The 18,569-nt window shown below is 66.4% G+C and carries 12 protein-coding genes and 4 pseudogenes; 8 read left to right on the forward strand and 8 right to left on the reverse strand.

The genetic code is table 11. From position 1 onward, the window contains the following. Nucleotides 1–627 precede the first annotated feature (627 nt). Nucleotides 628–987, reverse strand: a complete 360-nt coding sequence (locus ACVHNB_RS19900; RefSeq protein WP_428957393.1) for a hypothetical protein — start codon at nt 985–987, stop codon at nt 628–630. 39 nt (nt 988–1,026) lie between these two features. On the opposite strand from ACVHNB_RS19900, the pseudogene ACVHNB_RS19905 reads away from it, so the two are divergent. Continuing rightward, nucleotides 1,027–1,861, forward strand: a pseudogene (locus ACVHNB_RS19905) (IS5 family transposase). A gap of 99 nt (nt 1,862–1,960) precedes the next feature. On the opposite strand, the gene ACVHNB_RS19910 reads toward ACVHNB_RS19905, so the two are convergent. The 4 genes and pseudogenes from ACVHNB_RS19910 to ACVHNB_RS19925 all read right to left on the reverse strand — a co-directional run bounded on the left by ACVHNB_RS19910 (nt 1,961) and on the right by ACVHNB_RS19925 (nt 5,394). Beyond that, a complete protein-coding gene (locus tag ACVHNB_RS19910; protein WP_428957392.1) occupies nt 1,961–2,104 on the reverse strand; it encodes a hypothetical protein in 144 nt (47 codons plus the stop codon). Between the two features lie 465 nt (nt 2,105–2,569). Beyond that, a complete protein-coding gene (locus ACVHNB_RS19915; protein WP_428957391.1) occupies nt 2,570–2,893 on the reverse strand; it encodes a hypothetical protein in 324 nt (107 codons plus the stop codon). Between the two features lie 13 nt (nt 2,894–2,906). Then, nucleotides 2,907–4,162 (reverse strand): annotated as a pseudogene (locus tag ACVHNB_RS19920) (IS256 family transposase). A gap of 135 nt (nt 4,163–4,297) precedes the next feature. Further along, a protein-coding gene (locus ACVHNB_RS19925; protein ID WP_456228652.1) for an IS630 family transposase occupies nt 4,298–5,394 on the reverse strand; the annotation gives its coding sequence in 2 pieces (ribosomal slippage) (nt 4,298–4,930 and nt 4,933–5,394; 1,095 coding nt in all). 1,084 nt (nt 5,395–6,478) lie between these two features. Here ACVHNB_RS19925 and ACVHNB_RS19930 point away from each other — a divergent pair. The 4 genes from ACVHNB_RS19930 to ACVHNB_RS19945 all read left to right on the forward strand — a co-directional run bounded on the left by ACVHNB_RS19930 (nt 6,479) and on the right by ACVHNB_RS19945 (nt 11,509). Further along, on the forward strand, nt 6,479–9,526 hold the full coding sequence (locus tag ACVHNB_RS19930; RefSeq protein WP_456228796.1) for an AfsR/SARP family transcriptional regulator: 3,048 nt from the start codon (nt 6,479–6,481) through the stop codon (nt 9,524–9,526). Nucleotides 9,527–9,969: 443 nt separating this feature from the next. After that, the gene (locus ACVHNB_RS19935) at nt 9,970–10,365 is read left to right on the forward strand and encodes a hypothetical protein (protein ID WP_456228797.1); all 396 of its coding nucleotides are present in this window, start codon (nt 9,970–9,972) and stop codon (nt 10,363–10,365) included. A gap of 268 nt (nt 10,366–10,633) precedes the next feature. Further along, nucleotides 10,634–10,969 (forward strand): hypothetical protein, encoded by a 336-nt coding sequence (locus ACVHNB_RS19940; RefSeq protein WP_428957388.1) that lies wholly within the window; start codon nt 10,634–10,636, stop codon nt 10,967–10,969. A 183-nt stretch (nt 10,970–11,152) separates the two neighbouring features. Continuing rightward, nucleotides 11,153–11,509, forward strand: coding sequence for a hypothetical protein (locus tag ACVHNB_RS19945; protein ID WP_428957387.1), 357 nt, complete (start codon nt 11,153–11,155; stop codon nt 11,507–11,509). A 333-nt stretch (nt 11,510–11,842) separates the two neighbouring features. On the opposite strand, the pseudogene ACVHNB_RS19950 reads toward ACVHNB_RS19945, so the two are convergent. Continuing rightward, a pseudogene (locus ACVHNB_RS19950) lies at nt 11,843–12,913 on the reverse strand (transposase); the annotation flags it as partial. Nucleotides 12,914–13,018: 105 nt separating this feature from the next. Here ACVHNB_RS19950 and ACVHNB_RS19955 point away from each other — a divergent pair. After that, complete coding sequence (locus tag ACVHNB_RS19955; protein WP_428957386.1) at nt 13,019–13,456, forward strand: glutaredoxin domain-containing protein; 438 nt, start codon at nt 13,019–13,021, stop codon at nt 13,454–13,456. A 170-nt stretch (nt 13,457–13,626) separates the two neighbouring features. Here ACVHNB_RS19955 and ACVHNB_RS19960 read toward each other — a convergent pair whose 3' ends face one another. Further along, complete coding sequence (locus tag ACVHNB_RS19960; RefSeq protein ID WP_456228798.1) at nt 13,627–14,445, reverse strand: DUF6185 family protein; 819 nt, start codon at nt 14,443–14,445, stop codon at nt 13,627–13,629. 38 nt (nt 14,446–14,483) lie between these two features. On the opposite strand from ACVHNB_RS19960, the pseudogene ACVHNB_RS19965 reads away from it, so the two are divergent. Beyond that, nucleotides 14,484–14,606: pseudogene (locus ACVHNB_RS19965) on the forward strand (IS5/IS1182 family transposase); the annotation flags it as partial. A gap of 266 nt (nt 14,607–14,872) precedes the next feature. Further along, nucleotides 14,873–15,256: a YrdB family protein gene (locus ACVHNB_RS19970; RefSeq protein WP_456228799.1), complete on the forward strand. Its 384-nt coding sequence runs from the start codon at nt 14,873–14,875 to the stop codon at nt 15,254–15,256. 301 nt (nt 15,257–15,557) lie between these two features. Here the strand turns inward: ACVHNB_RS19970 and ACVHNB_RS19975 are convergent, their stop codons facing one another. Further along, nucleotides 15,558–17,240 (reverse strand): sel1 repeat family protein, encoded by a 1,683-nt coding sequence (locus ACVHNB_RS19975; RefSeq protein ID WP_456228800.1) that lies wholly within the window; start codon nt 17,238–17,240, stop codon nt 15,558–15,560. Nucleotides 17,241–18,569 lie beyond the last annotated feature (1,329 nt).

Raw genomic sequence — 18,569 nt, forward strand, 5'->3', positions numbered from 1 at the left:
CCAGACCATGAAGAGACTCACGACACCGGAGCCAACGCTGTAGGCAATGCCACGCAGAAGCTCCTCGGCCAGCGTGCGGCCGTTTTTGAAGAACCAGTTCCGAAGCCGACGAAAGTCACGGAGTACAGATCCACTCGGCGACGGCCGAGTGTTGCTAAGCTGTTGCAAAATGGCGTCTCCATTGGGGCTGGGTTCCAAATGGCGGGAGCCGCGCAGGGAGTTCACACCGGAGGTTCCTAGGCCTTGGACCGGTTGGGCTCCCATTAGCGCGTTGACGCGATTCTATGAGCCCGTATATAGAGATTGACTTCCGTAGCGTTTCGCCACACCTAGGAATTTTAAGTACACACCACATCACGCTAAGTAATCTATTGAGTCGAACAATGGTCGCTGACGTACTGTCAGTGGTGCGGCGCCCCGGTCGCGGAGAACGTGCACCGACCACGGCTGGGAGTTCGGCTGGCTGTTCCTCGGCGTCCGGAGCTAAAAGGGGCCCGCGCGGCGTACGAAGCGGTACACGGGGTTCCTCAAGGATGGTTGCGATCCTGTCGCTCATCCCACCGCTGACGGTAAGTGACGCCACGACATCTCGCGCTCCGGGCAAGCGCGTCCCACGGTGCAGGCAGCTCACCGGGCTGGTACCTGGTGACAGGCACAGATGCACTGGGTCGCGCAGAACTTGCAGGCCCCCGGCCGCTTCTCACCCTGGTACCCCGTCATCGACTGCCAGTAGGTGTGCTCGCCGTGCCGGCAGCCTGTCGACAGATACTCGTGCGCCCCAACCGCCGCGACCGACGCCCGCAGTCGTACCTCAACGTAGGTCAGGAGGGCAGCAACGACGAGCGTCCCGACGACGATCAGCACCCACAGCACGCGCACGAGCGGGGTTTCCCGGCCCCACACTGTAGGGGTCAGTGCGGCAGCGATCACGCCGATGCCCCACAGTTCGATGAGCAGGCCGAAGCGTTTGATGTTCTTCGCGATCATCCTCCGAGGCAGCGTGCAGGGCTTAAGACCGTGTCCTGCATGACCGGTTGGCGGTTTTACAGGTGTCATGGGGAGTGGGGCTGGATTGTTCCGGACGGGTTGTGGGAGATAGCAAGGCCGCAATTGCCGCCGCGGGTGCGTCCTCAGGTCGGTGGGGTCGCGAACATCGATGACGAGGCAGTCTTCGCGGCGGTCATCTACGTACTGGTCAGCGGGTGTGCCTGGCGTGCCTTACCGCCATGCTTCGGGGCGTCGAAGTCGACCGTGCGCCGCAGGTTCGCCATCTGGTCGAGAGCCGGAGTGTGGGGCCAGCTGTATCAGAAGGTTCTCCAACTCCTGGACGATCAGGGCATGATCGACCTGTCCCGGGCGGTCCTGGATTTCGCAGACGTCCGCGCAAAAAGAGGGGCGAGTACACAGGTCCGAGCCCCGTGGATCGCGCCAAGCAAGGTTCCAAGGTGCACGTCCTGTCCGACAGGGACGGGGACTGCCCCTACGCATCGGGCTCTCCGCCGCGAACGTCCACGACAGTCAGGCCCTGAAACCGATGCTGTCCCATTTCCACCTGGGAAACGAAGCCCACGCGACGCAGTCAAAGCCCCGCCGCCTTCACGCTGATAGGGCATACGACGTCCCCCACCTGCGGCGATGGCTCTGGGGCAAACATATCGGTGTCCGCATTGCCCGTAGAGGTATCGACTCCAGCGAACGCCTCGCCCGACACAGGTGGGTCATCGAGCGCACCATGTCATGGCTGACCGGCTACCGCAGGCTCAACCGCCGCTACGAGCGGAAACCCGGCAACTATGTGGCCTTCCTCGGTCTTGCAGCAGCCCTCTGCTGCTACAAGCGGTTCCTCAAGCAGACCGTGTAGGGCACGGTTGCAAGATGCGCGCTCTCTCAGAGCCTGTTGTTTACCGTTGCTTCCTGCTCGTTTTGGCACGGTCGTACAGGTAAGGGCGAGGCCCGCGCCTCACAGGGCCACATAGATCCTGATGCCAAGAGCAACGACGAAGACCACGGCCATGCCGATCAGGAAACGGCGAACCGGTGTGCCGTCCTTGGCCAGCGTGTAAGCGATCGCCGCTCGCTTCGGCCTCTGCGGGTCATAGATCACGTCGACCCGCTGCCTGACGTCTACGCCGGCCTGAGAACTGAACGGTGTGGTGAACGTGATTGAGTCCCCACCTGGGACACGGAACCGGATCAGACAGGCAACCTTGCCACTTCGCACGGAGTGGCTAGCAGACACCTCTTCCTTTCACGCCTCGCCGACGCAGCCGTTCGTTCCAGAAGTGAGGAACCGCGAAGAAGAAGGAGACAACAGCCGTCAGGACCATGACAGCCACAGTCATAAGACCTATCTCCGCATGCGTCATCTGCTCCCCCTCAGATCCGACCTGCTCCATGAGCAACCACAGCCTCACTGTCCGTAAGACCCCCGGTCAAGCCTTGATCGCACCGAGGCGATCCTCCCGGACTCGCCCACTCCGTAGACCATGTAGAACACGGTCTTAAGAGCCCATGGACGCTGCCCTCACGCGTGGGGAGCAAGTGTCGAAAGCTGTGGATCAGCGGCCGTTCACCATGACTCGTGATTCAGGTGGACGAGCCCTTCGATGGAGTCCAGCTGGGCCCGCAGGGCGGGGTTGAGGGCTGGGGTGGTTGTCAGCAACAGCACCTGGACCGTCGGGTAATCGGCGGCGTAGAGGTCGTCTTCGCCGTCGTCGCCGGGAATCAGGTTGGGCTGGATCTCGATGTGGCCGTCAGGGCTCTCCGCGCGGTGGTAGACGCCTCGGAAGTAGCTGTCGTGCTCGTTGAAGGCCAGCCCGAGGCGGCCGCCGACGAGGCGGACAAGTTCGTCGGCGGTGTGACTGCTGGTGCCGTAGGTGTCGTAGTCGGTCATGGTGGACGAGACCCTATGCCGTGACGTTCTCAGGGCGTTCGACAAGGTGACCGCGTTCAAAGCGGGCGCCGGCTCGGACGAGGGCGACGAGGTGGGGTGCGTTCACGGCTCGCCAGCGGGCCTGGGCGGACTCGACGAGCTCGAACAGCATCGCCAGGGCGGCTGCCCGGGACCCGGCGCCCTTGGTGACCTTCGTCCGCAGCCGCACGGTCGCCAAGGTCGACTCGATTGGGTTTGTGGTGCGCAAGTGGATCCAGTGCTCGGCGGGGAAGTCGTAGAACGCCAGCAGCTCGGCCTCGTCAACGACGATCTTCTTGACGGCCTTGGGGAACTTCGCGCCGTACTGCCTGGCGAACGCCTTGACCGCGGCCGCCGCGTGTTCCTTGTCCTCGGCGTTGTAGATGTCCTGGATCACCTTCTTCGCCGCAGGCTGAGCCGACTTCGGCAGGCTGTCCGAACAGTTGGCCGTTTTGTGAACCCAGCACCGCTGATGACGGGTTTCGGGGAAGACCTCGTTCAGCGCGTTCCAGAACCCGAGGGCGCCGTCACCGACGGCCAGGACAGGAGCGCGCATGCCGCGCCGTCGGCAGTCCCGCAGCAGACTCGCCCAGGACTCCGAGGATTCCCGATACCCGTCCGCCATCGCGATCAGCTCCTTCGTGCCGTCCGCCCGCACTCCCATCACCACCAGGACCGCGGCCTTCGCCTCCTCCAAACGGATGCGCAGGTGGATGCCGTCGGCCCACACGTAGACGTAGTCCGTGGCAGACAGATCGCGCTCGCCGAACACCTTGTGATCGGCCTGCCACTGAGTGGTCAACCGGGTCACTGTGGCCGGGGACAGGCCGGCTGAGGAGCCGAGGAACTGTTCCAGAGCGGGCAGGAAATCGCCTGAGGACAGGCCGTGGAGGTAGAGCAGCGGCAGCACCTCGCTGATCTTCGGGGACTTGCGAGCCCAGGGCGGCAGGATCGCCGAGGAGAACCGCTTGCGCTCACCAGTAGCCGCGTCGACGCGCTTGTCGCTGACGCGCGGGGCCTTGACCTCGACCGCCCCGGCCGCGGTGGTCACCGAGCGGGGCCGGTGATGGCCGTTGCGGACCACGAGTCGCCGCCCACGCTCGTCCTTCTCGTCGACCAACTCGGCTCTATAGGGATCGACTTCGGCCTCAACGTGGCGGCTAGCATCCGCCTCGCACCCTCCCGGACGATCTCGTCGATGAGCGAAGAGCCGTTGGCGGTGGTGCCGTCGGCGGTGACTACGCTCAGCACGGGCATGCCTTCCCGACCGGTGTTCGCAGCACCGGCCTACTCGATGACCATCAATCGATCACTCGGAAAGGTACGGCCTTCGCGTTCAACCCGAGCTCGATCCACAGGTCTTGAGCATTGCTCACGCGTGGGGAGTTACTGACCTATTCGGAGTGTTGTCGTCGGATAGTGAGTCAGTTTGAGTCCGGTGCCGGTGAGGCAGCCGTCGATGAGTTCGGGGTGGCGTTGAATGTGCCGCAGGCCGCGGCGGAGGGTGTGTTCGAGATGGTCGTCGTCGGTGAAGGCGACATTGGCCAGCGGACCGCGCCGCAGCAGTGACCAGACGCCCTCCACCGGGTTCAAGTCCGGGGCATACGAGGGCAGATGAACGATGGTGAGCCAGTCGTGGCCTGCCGCGTACTGGCGCATCCCGGCGGTCCGGTGGGTGTTGAGATTGTCCCAGATGAGGACGATGGGAGCCTTGAGCTGGATGTGGGCGCGAACGATGAGGTCGCGGTAGTCGGTCCAGGCGAAACTGTTGCGTCCCGTGCCGGGGTGCTTGCGGTGCCGGCGGGGCCGGTAGATCAGCCGGGAGAACTCGCCCGGCCGGTAACAGCACAGGGCGGCGATCGAATAGCGGCGCCAGGACCGGCCGCGCACCCGCACCACCGGCGTCTGCCCGCGCCGGCCCCAGGTCCGGGCCCGTGTCGGGGTCATCCCGAACCCGGCCTCGTCCTCGAAGACGAGGAAGGCGCCCAGCGCCGCCGCAGTCATTCCGCCTGCGGCCACACGTTTTTCTTCCACAGATGGACCGCGGATTCGTCGCGTTCAACGGCCCGGCGGGCGGGTGACTGCCAGGACCAGCCGTGCCGGTGCAGTAGCCGCCACACCGCCGCCGGCGAGACCTCCAGGGCGAATAGCCGGAAGATCAGTATGCGGATCCTCGCCAGGGTCCAGCGCTGGTCTTCCCAGCCGTGCACCGCCGGCCCCCGGGCCAGCTCCTGTTCCAGTTCGGTGAACCGGTCATCGCTCACCCTGGGCAGCTTCGGCGGCCCGGCCGAGGTCAGGGCGGCGGTCCCGCCCTGGCGCCAGGCCCGCCGCCAGCGCTCCACCGAGCGCACACTGACCCGCAGTTCCTTCGCGATCACCGTGTTCTTCTCACCCCGCTCGAACCGTTCCCCGGCCTCGAGGCGAATCCGCTCACGAAAATGCTGCCGTTCGGCGGTCAGTCCACCGCCCTGTGCGTACCGCATACCACCGGCCTACCGCGGGAATCACCGCCCGTCACCCCTCCCGACAACACCCCGAACAGATCAGTAGACCTACTCCCGACCACGGGGCCTCAAAGCTCTCATGGAAGCTCGCCGAGCCTGGCGCCTCCCGGCCAGCGCCGCGAGTGAATCCTTCGCCATCGGCACTGGCACGTCTATGACCGCAACCAGGAGGCGTACAGGCCTAGAAGGCAAAGTGGGCCCGCTGGGGCTTGCCCCCCGCCTGTTCCAGCCGGAGCTGAGGTTCCAGCGGAGAGTTGGGAGCAACTGCGTGCCCTGGTGGTGCTGCTACCGGCCGGGGTGAACGGACTACTGGTAGCTGCTGGTATCACTGTTGAGGAGCCTGCCTGGCCAGCGGAGCCATCTAGGCCCCGGCAGGAGCCGCCTGGACAGCCGCGCGGCCGTCCACTTTCCGGCGTGCAGCCTGGTAACGGGGCAAAACGCGCGTAGCAACGGGGCCGGTTCAACCGATCGCCTCAAGGACCCCTGTGGTGAGGGGAGTTCCCTGCGGACGATGGCGGAACCGGGTGCGGGTGGCCGTCTCCCGCACTCGGCACAGGGTCGCTTCATCCACTCCAGGACGCCATGCCCCCGGCTGGCCGCCTGCGCCCCGCCCCCGCCCTGATCGCTCCGTGACACACAGGTGCCTTTGGGTCGCCGTGCGATGCTCCAGCGCACCAGATAGCTACGAATCGTCGAGACATTCACCTCGAACCGGGCCGCCAGCGCGCGCAAGGATGCCTGGGCGTATTCCCACAGGCCCGCGCTGCCGGGCAGGACTAGGACACCGGCCTCATGGGGCTAGCTATCGGCTGCCGTGCCCAGCGGCATGGGCACCGGGCACGCGTCTCCTGGGACGAGGCGATATGCCCTTGGTTGCAAGGTCAGCACCGCGTTAGGTTGGCGCGATGCTTCACCAGATCACCGGCCGCGACCGCCGACACGACGTCGCGTTCACTGCACCAACAGCACTGACAAGGCTTGCCTCCCGCACCGCTATGGCCTCGGCCCCGCGATGTCGGCAACGCGCAGTGCCGGCTGCTCGCCGACGGGCTGGTGAGAGCAGGTGAAGTTCCAACTCCTGGGCCCCGTCGCGGCATCGCACGGCGGCCACCTGATATCCCTCGGCTCGCCCAAGCAACGGTGTGTCCTGGCCGCGCTCCTCTTGGCCCCCGGGAAAACACTCTCCACCGATCATCTGATCCAGTGCGTATGGGGACACTCTCCGCCTCCCACCGCACGGAGCACTCTGCACAGCTACATCGCACGGTTGCGCCGTTCTCTGCGCCAGCAGGACGACAACGCGGCGGGGATACTTCGCCGGGCCGACGGCTACGTGCTCACGGCCCGTGCCGACGACATCGATCTGCATTGCTTCCGGGGCCTGACCCTAAAGGCCCGCGCCGCCGGCAGCGGCGCCGAGGCGGAGCGAATCTGGAACGAGGCGTTGGGGCTGTGGCACGGGGAGCCACTGGCTGGCCTGGCCGGCAACTGGGCCGAAGCAGTGCGCGCCCGCCTGGTGCAGGAGCGGTTGGACGCGATGCTGGACCGGATCGACCACCGTCTGGCTGCGAGCGAGGCGGACGGCCTGGCAAAGGAGCTGCGTGACCTTTCCGCCGAGCATCCATGGGATGAGCGGCTGGCCGCTCAACTCATGACCGTGCTGTTCCGCTCCGGTCGACAGGCCGAAGCGCTCGACCACTATGAGTCGTTCCGGCGCAGTCTGGCCCAGGAGTTCGGCGTTGACCCCGCCTCCGCACTCCGGCAGTTGCACCAGGCCATCCTGCGGGACGACCCTCAGCTGAACCCGCCCGCGACCCAATGCGGTCCGGCTAGGGGGGCCGCGCAGGGCGGCCCGAGGCCGGAGTGGATCGTGCAGTTTCAACTCCCGGCCCCCGTACCGGGTTTCGTGGGCCGCCCCCAAGCGATCCGGCGCCTGGAGGAGCTGCTGACAGCAGCGGCACAAGGCGCGCTCGTCGCGCCCGTCGTCATCACCGGCTCGCCCGGCGTCGGCAAGACCGCACTGGCGGTGCATCTCGGTCACCGGCTGCGGCCGCTCTTCCCGGACGGACAGTGGTACGTGCGGCTGCTGGGCGCCCGTGACCGGCCCCGCGATCCGTCCGAGGTACTGGCGGTACTGCTGCGCGCCTCAGGACTGGATGCGGCCGCAATCCCTCAGACGTTGGACGACCAAGCGGCTCTTTTCCGCGCCCGGCTGGCCGATCGCCGGGTGCTGCTGGTCCTCGACGACGCCGGGGACGCCGAGCAGGTCCGACCCCTACTGCCCAGCACTGCGGGGGCGGGCGTGCTGATCACCAGCCGGCCCGAGCTACGCGGCCTCGGCGTCAGCCATGCCGCACACACGTTGCGGCTGCAGGTGCTCGATCCAGGCGAGGCACACACCCTGCTGTCCGGCATGCTCGGCGAGCGGCGGGTGGCCGCCGAGCCGGAGGCGGCCGGGCAGCTGGCCGACCAGTGCGCCCGGCTGCCGCTGGCTTTGCGGATCGCCGCCGCCAATCTCGCAGCCCGTCCCGGACGGTCACTGAAGGCCTACACCACCGAACTGGCCCACGACGGACGCCTGGCCAAGCTGTCCATCGCCGGCGACCGCCACAGTGCGATCCGTACCGCCTTCGACCACTCCCACGCAGAGCTCGAGCCTGCCACGGCTAGGCTGTTCGCCCTGCTAGGCCTGCACCCCGGGCCCGACTTCTGCGCCGAGGCAGCCGCGGCACTGCTCGGGGCACAGCCGGCCGTGGCCGAGGACCTGCTGGACGTGCTCGCCGCCGCGAACCTTCTGCAGCGCACCGCGGCCGACCGGTACCAGTTCCACGACCTGCTGCGCCTGTACGCGGCCGAGCACGCCGCAGCCCAACCGGACGCAGAGCAAGCGTGGCACCGGCTGTGCGACTGGTATCTCGCCACCGTCGACGCCGCCACGGCCTTCGAATACACCGGCGCCGCGCAGCTGCCCCGCCAGCGCGCCACCTCCGACCGGTTCACCGACCGACAGGAGGCTCTGGAGTGGCTGGACCAGGAACTCGCAAACCTGGTCGCCCAGGTCACCCGCGCAGCCGCGACGGGCCCGCACCACATCGCCTGGCAGCTCACCGACCAGCTGCGCATGTACCTCTACTACCGGCACCACCGGGTCGAATGGAAGACGATGGCCACCGCCGGCTTGCAGGCCGCCGAGGCCGCCGGCGAAAAGCTGGCACAGGCGGCCATGCTGCAAAGCCTTGGTGTGCTGGGCCATCACAGCGAGGACCAAGGACACAACCTGGAACACCTTTTTGGCGCCTTGGAGGGCTACCAGAGCTCCGGCAACGTTCCTGGCGAGGCGGCCGCCTTGGGGAACCTGTCCGTCTACTTCGGGCGCCGCGGCCAGATGCGCCAGGCAGGAGAATGGCAGCAGCGCGCCCTGACGCTGCTCCACGACCTCGACCGCCCAGTGATGCTGGGCATCGCGCTCGACGTCATGGGACTGATCCACGCCCACCTCGGCGAATGGGAACAAGCGATCACGCACACGAGCGAGGCGATCGAGCTCTCTCTGCGGCACGGGCAACTGCTGGAGACCGTCAGCCCCCTGGTCAACCGGGCCATCGCCCACCACGGCCGGGGGGATTACGAGGCGGCGCTGGCCGACGGCACCCAGGCCCTGCGGCTGTCCCAAGAACACCGTGAGCGCCGCAACGAAGCCGACGCCCGCGACGTCCTGGCACGCATTCACCGCGACACCGGCCGCCTCGACCTCGCCCGCCCCCTCGCCGAACAGGCGCTGGCCTACGCCCGCGAGAGCGCCGACCCAAGCGCCTTGAGCGACTACCTGACCACCCTGGGCGAACTGCTCCGCCTCAGCGGCGAGTTGTCCCAAGCGTCGGCGTACCTGGAGGAGGCACTGGAGATCACCACCCGCTCCGGTTTCCGCCACCAAGAAGCAAACGCCCGCATCGGCCTCGCCCAGGTGCGCTACGCGCAGGGACACACCCAGGCCGCCGCGGAACAAGCACAAGCCGCCCTGGAAGCGGCCAAGGAACTCCACCTACGCCCCACCGAACACCGCGCCCACACCATCCTGACCACCGCCCGCCACAGCGACGAACAGGACTGACACCGCTCTACCGGATCGCTGCCGCAACAGTCTTGGTGCTGCCACGCCAGCGTCCCACGGGTCGTGTTGACCGTGCGGGACGGCACATCGTCCCGCTGCTCCGCACGGTCAACCCTGCACGGGCACCCGAGCCTTGGCGAACCCGGCATGACCCGGCGGCGCCCACTGCGTCCCCCTGCAGGGCAGCAGAAGAAGCCATGGCGGCAGCGACTGCACGTAGCGGAACTCGCCACCCAGCCCAAGGCGATCGCATTGCAAGCCTCCTGCAGGAATCTTGCAAGGGCAACGCGGCATGCTTCTCCTGCGGCAACAAGCCTCACAGCAGCCCCAAGACTTCAGCAGAGAGCGCTCGCTCATGACGTTGTACAACCCGACGGCTCACGACCCGCCGCACGAAGAACATCACAATCCCTCACCCGCAGCAGTGAATGCAGGGAAGCGAAATGAAGCCGCACAATTTGGCAACGAAATTGACGCTGGCAGTCACCGCTGCAACTAGCCTACTTCTCGTCGCCACACCCGCCCAGGCCAGCGCAGGTTGGGATTACATAGGCACTACAGACTTCGGTAAATTCGATAACCGCTGGGCGACGTCGCCCTCCGCTCTCTCCTCCGGCGGAGACGTAAAATTCTGCATCATCTCCGACACCACCAAGACCGAGGAATACGAACTCTGGGAGAACGACACCACCGACGACGACTACGTACTGGCAGTCAAGGGAAGCGGCTGCTGGACCGTCCGGGACATCGGAAATTATGTCGACGGGGATAACAATCGCGCCGAGTTCCGGATCGAAACCTTTGACTCCCAGGCGCTATGGGTTAAGTGGTACGACTAAAAATCTTGAGTTCTGCGGGTTACGTCGGGCGGTGACGGCTGTCGCAGGACACTCTATTCCTGGCTACCTGAGATATCCCAAGGCCGGGGGCTACTGACCTGAATGTGTAAGGGCGTCACGTTGCCAGTCGTGCGGATCTCCTACATCATCGCGAGCCGAGATTAGTAAAGATCGCTCCAAGAGAGGGAAACCGTCCATGAGATTCCGCAGAACGGCCACTGTCGTGACTTCTTGCGTTGCGGCACTGTCGATAGGCGCAGGGACGGCGATGGCAGGACAGGACGCCGGATACGTCACGGCATATCACTCGGACTGCGACAACCCTGATCACTCGGCGGCCGCCGGCCGCTTTTGGAACGAAGGCGACAAGTTCTGGGTCGAGGACATCTGTCCGGACGGCCATCGCGCGGTACTGCAGGTGGATGCTGGGGCAGCCGAAACCGGCGAACGCTACGACTGGAAGGTGGAAGCCACCGGTGGGTTCGGCGATGAAAAAACCGTGGTGCACAACTACACGGAAGGCACCACGGTCCAGATCCGTGCTTGCGTCTACGAAGGCTCGACAAAGCTGAGCTGCAGTAAGTGGGATCAGGGCGAGGCCTGACGGGTTCGTCATCTGCCGAGAACGAGAGTGGAGTCCGCTGCCGGACTTCGTCAGACCGACGCCGCCATGCCAACCGTCAGGCAGACGCCTCTCACACCGACGAGCGGCATGTGTGTGCGATGCCGGAACCTGCAGCACTGCTTGCTGCCGTCGGCCCGAGACCGAGGGGCCGTTCCTGCCCTCGTGGTGGGCGTCAGCAGCAGTCCGGCTTTTGCCTCCAACCAGAACACCAATATCGTCGTAAACAACAAGCAGGTCGGCGGACTGCTGTTCCTCGACGACGGCGATGACTGGGAGCTGTGGGACTACTATTCCGACGGCCACGGCGTACGGGCCTACATAGAGGTAGGGGTTGCCGGCGGGTGGGCCCTGTGGACGGACGGCACCTGGTACAACGGCAAGGGTGCGAGCACCGTCGCCAAGAAGACTGACGGAAATCTCTACACGGGAATTTCCTACAGGGCGCGGGCCTGCACCGTGGATGGCGCCTCCGACACCACGCCCGTCAACTGCTCGTCCTGGATGTACATTCAGGAATAGACGCCGGCGCCCGGTGTCGGCATTCGCCGAAGCTGATTCCACGGAACATGTCGCAAGCCTCGACCACGCGGGGCGCAGACCAATGACGGCAAACCCGAGCATGACCAGCCGGGTTCGCTCCGGACGGGGGGCATGGTGGGTCTCCCATCACAGTGATGGGAGACCCACCATGAACGGTACAGGGCCACCACTCATGAGCCGGCATCGATACGGAAGGCGACGGCGTCGAACTGACCGGTGACGTATGCGTCTTCACAGTGTCGCCAAAGCCGCCGACCAGTGGGAGCAGCACTAGCGCAAGCGCAGTTAGCAGACAGACTCCCACCTTGTCTTTTAGCCTCTGCGGCTGTCGCGCCCGATGATGCTCTCGGGTCGCCTGGTCGTTTTTCCGACGTCATAGCGGGTCATGGGGCGGTGATTGCTGTAACAAAGTGGCCTTCATGGTCCGGGCGTTGAGGGTTCGGCACGGGCCGGACAGTGGAGGTGCGGGCGGAGGTTCCGAAACCCCCGGCGGACACGGGTGGGCCGCCTGTGAGCCGTGTGGTCTCGGCCGGCCCATCCCAGGGTGGCGGAGATCCACCACGGGCTCCGCGGGTGAGCCAGACCTGGGTGCGGGCGGCGATCACGGGCCACGTCCGGTGGTCTCCGGCCTCGGGGGCGTGGATTTTGGGCCGGATCCAGCCCTGGGTCTGCTTCATCAGCCGGAAGGTGTGTTCCAGGTCGAATCACCGCAGGAACACCTACCAGCGCACGTCGACGTCGTCGCCGCTCAGGCCGGTGGCCGACGACCACGGCCAGGCGGCAGCGGGTCTCCGCCGCCGGGAATCGGTCGACCTGGGGCAGATCAACGTGCCTTCGATGATGGGGAGTTCGCCGGTGTGGTCGACCCACGCGAAGCGGGCGGTCAGGTAAGGGTGGATGCGGTCCCAGGCAATCGCGTGGGCGGTTCCGTGCCGGTCAGGGGCCTGCACCGCGGCCGCCTCCGGATCACCCCAGGTTTCCTCCTTGTCGAAGCGGAACTCCTCGCCGTGCTTCGACGGCCGCCCGGACTGCGCCGGGAGCACCAGGGAACCAGGCGGCGCTTGCGCATCACCCGGTGCGTGCGCATCCGTCCGAAGCCCTCACCCGACACCCTGGCCATGAGGTGGGCCATGCGTGGGGCGTCGTAGCCAGAGTCGAACACGACCAGGTGTCCCGGTCACGGGTGCCAGCGGCCCATCTCGATCAGATCGACGCCCACCCGGCGGACCTGTGCGGCGGTGACCTTCTCGACCGGCCAAGGCCCACGGCGTCCAGCAGTTGACACCAGGACGTCCGGCCCGTTTCCAGAGCGGCGACGAACGAGTACGGCCGGCCGGGCTCGAACTGGTCCGAGGACCGTCCACTACGGCCATAGACGTGGCAGGACGGAGCACATGATCAGACAAAGGCCGCCTCAGCGTCCGGCGAACACCCAGGCGAGGAGCCTAGTTCGAGGAGTGTTGCGACTCATCGATAGCCTGCATCACCATGATGCGCGCTTGGATTCTGCCGACACTGCTTGTGCTCAGCGGCTCAGCCGTCGCGACTGGGCAGATCTTCACCGGAAGCCCCGCCACAGCCGCAGCACTCCTGCTGGCATTCCTGGCGCTCGCCGGCATCAACTCACCACTGATCTTCCCGAAGTCGATCGGCGCGCAGGAGGCACAACGCCGCAGCGCACTAGACGGCCGACCCGTCGTCTTCTGGCGGCCGGGCTGCAAGTACTGCATACGACTGCGCATCCGGCTGGGCCGTAGTGCCCGCCACTTGCACTGGGTCAACATCTGGCGCGAGCCGGCAGGAGCCGCAGCGGTGAGAGCAGCCAACGACGGCAACGAGACCGTGCCGACCGTCGTCGTGGCGGGCCAGCCACACACCAACCCCGATCCCGCATGGGTGCGCGAACAGCTCTCCCCTTCCGCGTGATCAGAAAACGTGCCCTACGGGAGAGGCACCCGCAGACCCAGCGGACACAGGTCAAAAGACAAGGTAAGTGGGTGACGGCTGCGCGCCATCACCGGCTCTGCGGCTGAATGACACGGGCGCGACCGCGGGTGCGATCAGGGCGCAGAGGAACATGATCGGGCGGACAGGGTCTAGCAGGGAACGATCGACGGGGGTGATCCTCCGGTCTCGGCGAAGAACTGCCAGATCGTCGCGATGGCCGCCGCCTGCGCCAGGAGCCAGGCGAGTTGAATGGACACGAAGCGCATCTGGTAGACGGAGAGCAGTAGCGCGAATCGGCTTCGCCAGTAGTGGCGTTCGTCGCGGAAGGTCTCAAGGTCCATGAGAATGCTGGTCACGGTGAGGATCAGGAGCATGGCGGTGAGGGCCAGCGCCAGTCCCGCCTGTTCCTCTCCCAGGGCCCAGTTGCCCAGCGAGAAGAGTCCGGCAGGGACGGCGTAGGCGAGTGTGAGGACGAATGCCTTCATGGGGCCGTGGCGACCGGGGAGTTGCTGCCAGAGCGCTCCCAGGACCAGTCCCGCGGCGGCGTAGCCGACCTGCCAGAGAAGGAACTGGAGAGCCACGTCGGGAAGGCCGAGGCGGTCGTGCAGGGTGCTGGTGAGGCTCTCGCCCCGCAGTTGTTGGGTCCAGACCAGTACGGCACTCAGGGGCAGCGCCACGGGCTGTGTCAGTTGTGCTGCCTTGACGCCGTTCTCCCACCATGTGGCACCGGGCCCGAGAGACAGTGCGGCGTCGACGACCGAGACGTGGCGAGGCAGTCGGTCGCGGCCGCCCGCGGAGGATCTCCAGCGGTACAGCCCGGACAGGCGTTTCTCGAGTGCGCGGCGGTGGCCGCTAGTCGTACGCCGGGGATGCCGAGAACCGCATCCCGGATCTACATTTCGAGACCTCGCATCTGCGCGAGTTCGTTGGGTTCTGGGTGATGGTGAACAGATTCCCCAACGTGTCACGGACCGCCCAGGACCTGCGCGAGCGTGTGTCCGCGCCCACCACCACCGCCTACCGCTACATCGCCGAGGCCGTCGAAGTCCTGGCCGCTCACGCCCCAACCCTCGCCGAGACGATGAAGACCGATGCCATCAAGGCATTCGTCCTCGTCCAAACCGTCCTCACCCTGCACCTGACCTGCACGAACTGAGGTGGGTGCGGCTCTTCTACAGGGAGGGCAACGTTGGTGGTCTGGCAAGTCAATGGTCCGCCCTCCCCCCCCCCCCCCCCCCCCGAGTTCAGATCGCTGGCCCTTGTGGAGGCTTCCCGGATGGGGAACGATGCGCCAATCCACCCGAGGTGACCTGACCCACGACTGGGCAGCACGCACGGGCCGGCAACAACAGGGGGCGACGACATGCTGATTGAGTCACGGACAGAGGCGGCCGGGTGAACGTCACGCTGGCGTTCGCCAACAACGACGCCATGCTTGCGATCCGCTTCCTACTTGAGCTGGTCTCGCTGCTCTGCCTGGCCGTCTGGAGCTGGCGCAAAGTCCCCTCTCCATGGCGCTGGCTGATGGTCGTCGCGCTGCCCGTCGCTGTGGGCTGGGCGTGGGGTTCCTTCACCGTGCCGGATGACCCGTCCAAGGGCGAGAGCGATATCCACACCCCCGGACCATTGCGCCTACTCCTCGAGCTCGCCGTCTTCTTCGGTGCGGTGGCTGCGCTCTACCTCGCCGACCTGCGCCGCGCGGCACGCTGGCTCCTTGCGATCATGGTCGGCTACCAGGTCCTCGCCTTCGACAGAATCGGCTGGCTGCTCAGCCACTGAGCAGCCACTGCCTCCGACACGGTTCCCGCCGTTGGCCAGATTCGCGCTGGTGGGGCCATCCTCTCCAACCGAGCCACACTCAGCAGAGGTTGGATAAGGCTCAGTATCGGGACTCACCGACAGCATCTTGACGTCACATCGGCCGGCCGCCGACCGCGTCTCTCAGCCCCTCGGGTGGGTCCTCAACGACCATCGCTGTCCGGCTGCTTCTGCCACAGAAGTGCCCCGGGTAGCCTGCATAGAGGACCGATACAGGGCCAGCGCCCCACAGACAGTCCAGTCACCCGCCGCCGTACGGCGATCAGGCGCGAGGCTCCGCCAACAGGACCTCCACCTCGGCGAGTTCCTTCGCCGGGCGAACCATTCGCGACCGGACCTCCAGGTCGTCCACGTCGTAGCGGGTGAGCACCTCCTCGTCCCAGCGCTCGGCGGCCTCCCGCAGCGGCGTTTGTGCCTCCTTCGGGCGGCCTAGGCGCGAGAGGGCCAGTCCGTAGTAGCCGGCAGCCTCCACCCACTGAAGGGTGTCCTCGTCACAGCCCTCCCAGACGCTGCGCAGGAAGGGCTCGGCCTCCGCGTAGGCGCCGCGTTGCGCCTTTAGCTTGCCCACGAGCATGGTGTGCAGGTACGAGCCATCGGCGGCCGCGCGGACGTACCAGCGTTCGGCCTCCTGGTAGTCGTGGTGGAACTCGGAGAGCCACCCCATGCGCCGGCACGCGCGAGGGTGCCCCGCCTCGGCCGCCTTACGGTGCCAATGGTCACGCAGCGTCGGCCTGCGCAGCGCGCTGTACAGGTCCGCCAGGTCGTATGCAGCGTCCGGATCACCGGCCAGCGCGGCGGGCTCGATCCAGCGGATCATGTAGCGGTACGACGCCTTGGCCCCGTCACGCAGGATCTTCCCGTATGTGTACGAGGCCTCGGCGTCACCCGCCTCGGCCCGCGCCCGGATTGCGGGCAGCCGGTGCAGGTCCTCGCCGGGGTCCACCGGGCCCGCGTCGCGCAGCGCCGCGATCGTGTCCAGCAACGTGACGGCCTTCTGCACGTTCGTCCCGAGCCGGTGCAACCACACCTCTGCCTCGTCGTAACGCTGTTGGCGTTTGAGCAGTACGGCGAGGTTCCACTGCGCGTCCCGGTCGCCGGCGCCCGCGGCGATGTCGTACCAGCCCTCGGCCTCGGCGAGGTCGCCGCGCTCCGCGTGGACAGCCCCGAGTACGTAGGTGGCCTCGGCGACTCCTTCCTCATGGGCGCTGACCAACAGGCCGACCGACTCGGCCCAGGACGCCTCGCCGAATGTCTCGACCAGGAACAGGGCGTGGTCCACGCGGGCGGCTGCACTGAGCGTTGAAGCCCGGCCGTAGAGGTGCGCCGCCTCGATGGTCAGGCCGTGGTAGTCCACGAACTGGTTTTGCAGGTCAACGAGAGCGCGTACGGCTGCCGCGGCGGCGTCCCCGTCGCTGTCGTCCTCCGCCACGTCGAGGTCCGCGGCGACTTGGTCGAACGTCGCGCGGACCGTCTCGAAGAGCTGTGCCCAGCGGAACACGGCGATGTCGCCGATCTCGACGTCGCTCATGAGGAACCGTGCGGCTTCACCGGGGTGGCCGTCGGCGGCCAGCAGCTTGCCGAGCTCGACCTTGCAGTCCAGGTGGCGGCCGTTCTCCCAACCGTGCCGGAACCACTCGGCGGCCTCCGGGTCGCCGTTCTCCCGGAGCAGCACCCCGAGCCCGTGGGCGCATCCGGAATCGCGGTCCGCCGCGGCCCGGTAGAGGGCCTCCGCGGCCGCGCGGTCCCCGCGGATCTTCCGGTACCGGGCGAGGGTGTAGTGCGCGAACGGATCGCCCGCCGCCACTGCCCGCTCCCAGTAGGGAATGCCTTGGTCCACCAGGTGGCTGAGCACGAAGAAGTCGCTGTGTTGCCGGGCCGACTTCCAGTCACCCGCCTGCGCGGCGGCGACGAGTGCTTCCCCGTGGGTCTGTATGCCGTGCGTCACCTGACGCATCTTGTCACGAAGGTTCCATGGGCTTCTCGTGCCGGGTCACCCGTCGGACCCGAGCCAGGGTTTGTGTGCGGGAGTCTTCGTACGACTTCGATGTGGCGCCTGGCTGAAGGCCGTTGGTGCTGGAGCGCCATCCGGCCGTCGTCGCCGAGTTCCAGGAGTATGCGCTTCAGGTCGTGAAGCTGAGGTGGGTGACTTCGTCCTCCTCAGGGTTTCCACCGCCCTGCCGGCCCGGCGGCCACGGGACAGACGGCGGATCCGCACAGTTTGGTGCTGTGACTGGTGGTGTCTCCATTGAGCGCAGCGAGGTGATCTGCGAACGGAGCGGTGCCGGCGGTGCACTGCGTGAGAGCAAGCGCATCCCTGCGGTGTTACGTGAGACACGCACAGCGATCGTTTCGGAGCACTGCCGCCTCGTCGTACTTCGGATCGCTTGCCAGCGCACGAACCATAGGAAGATGCCCGTGAGGTGCAATTGTCCTGAGTCTTCGTATGGTCGCGCTCCTCGACCGACCCTAGTTTCCCTGGTCTGTCGTCTCGCGCAGGTTTGCCTTGATGTGCGCCAAGGCTTCCACGGCCGGCAGATGCGTCAGGCCCTTCGTGAGAGGTAGATGTGAGGGGCAGAACCACTCACAGTGATCCGGGTGACCAGCCCAGTCATCTGGATAGGTCTGCGTGGGCCGGAAGTACACGAGAGTGAAGTCCTCGTATGCAAAGCCTGAACGCTGGTAGGGAACACAGCATATGGCGCAGAAGGGCGGCATCATCAGGGGCACTCGCGTTCTCTGACGGGTCGACACTTGACGACGGCTCACAGTATCCGACAACAAAGGTGAGCCAGAGCCCTAAGAACCGTCCGAGCACCTGACGGGTGCGCCGTGGGGGGGGCGATGAGCGTGGAGTTGCTGAGGTTCTGCGACGAATGCGAGCTCCTGGCATAGCGAGGGAACTGGCAGTGCTGGCGGTCGGAATGCAGGCGGCGTGGAAGCGCTCGTGTGGAAGACGCACCGGCCGAGCATCCTGAGCGCATGCGAGAGCCCTCTACTCTCTTCTCGCCGTGCAGTGGCGCATTGTGGGAGCCATCCAGCTATCCGTCTTGGGTGCGGGCGCAGCGCTCTTCGTCTACCGGGTTAGCCGTCAGCATGCGAAGAGCAAGGCACCCTGGGGCCTCATCCCTATCAGACCCATCCAGCAGGCTCTTCAACGTGCGGAATGCGACTTGCCGCCTGACCTCGAGGTCCGTGACGTTCGCCTCTGATCAGCACACTTCGCATCTCATAGCCCGCCGCTTCACCGCCGATGCCGCCCCCCCATCGGACGCAC

The organism is Streptomyces sp. YJ-C3 (assembly GCF_053891275.1).

Coding starts and splice junctions, on each gene's coding strand:
- ACVHNB_RS19940 (WP_428957388.1), top strand. CDS start 10,634: ATGGCAGGACAGGACGCCGGATACGTCACGGCATATCACTCGGACTGC.
- ACVHNB_RS19955 (WP_428957386.1), top strand. CDS start 13,019: ATGATGCGCGCTTGGATTCTGCCGACACTGCTTGTGCTCAGCGGCTCA.
- ACVHNB_RS19915 (WP_428957391.1), bottom strand. CDS start 2,893: ATGACCGACTACGACACCTACGGCACCAGCAGTCACACCGCCGACGAA.
- ACVHNB_RS19900 (WP_428957393.1), bottom strand. CDS start 987: ATGATCGCGAAGAACATCAAACGCTTCGGCCTGCTCATCGAACTGTGG.
- ACVHNB_RS19935 (WP_456228797.1), top strand. CDS start 9,970: ATGAAGCCGCACAATTTGGCAACGAAATTGACGCTGGCAGTCACCGCT.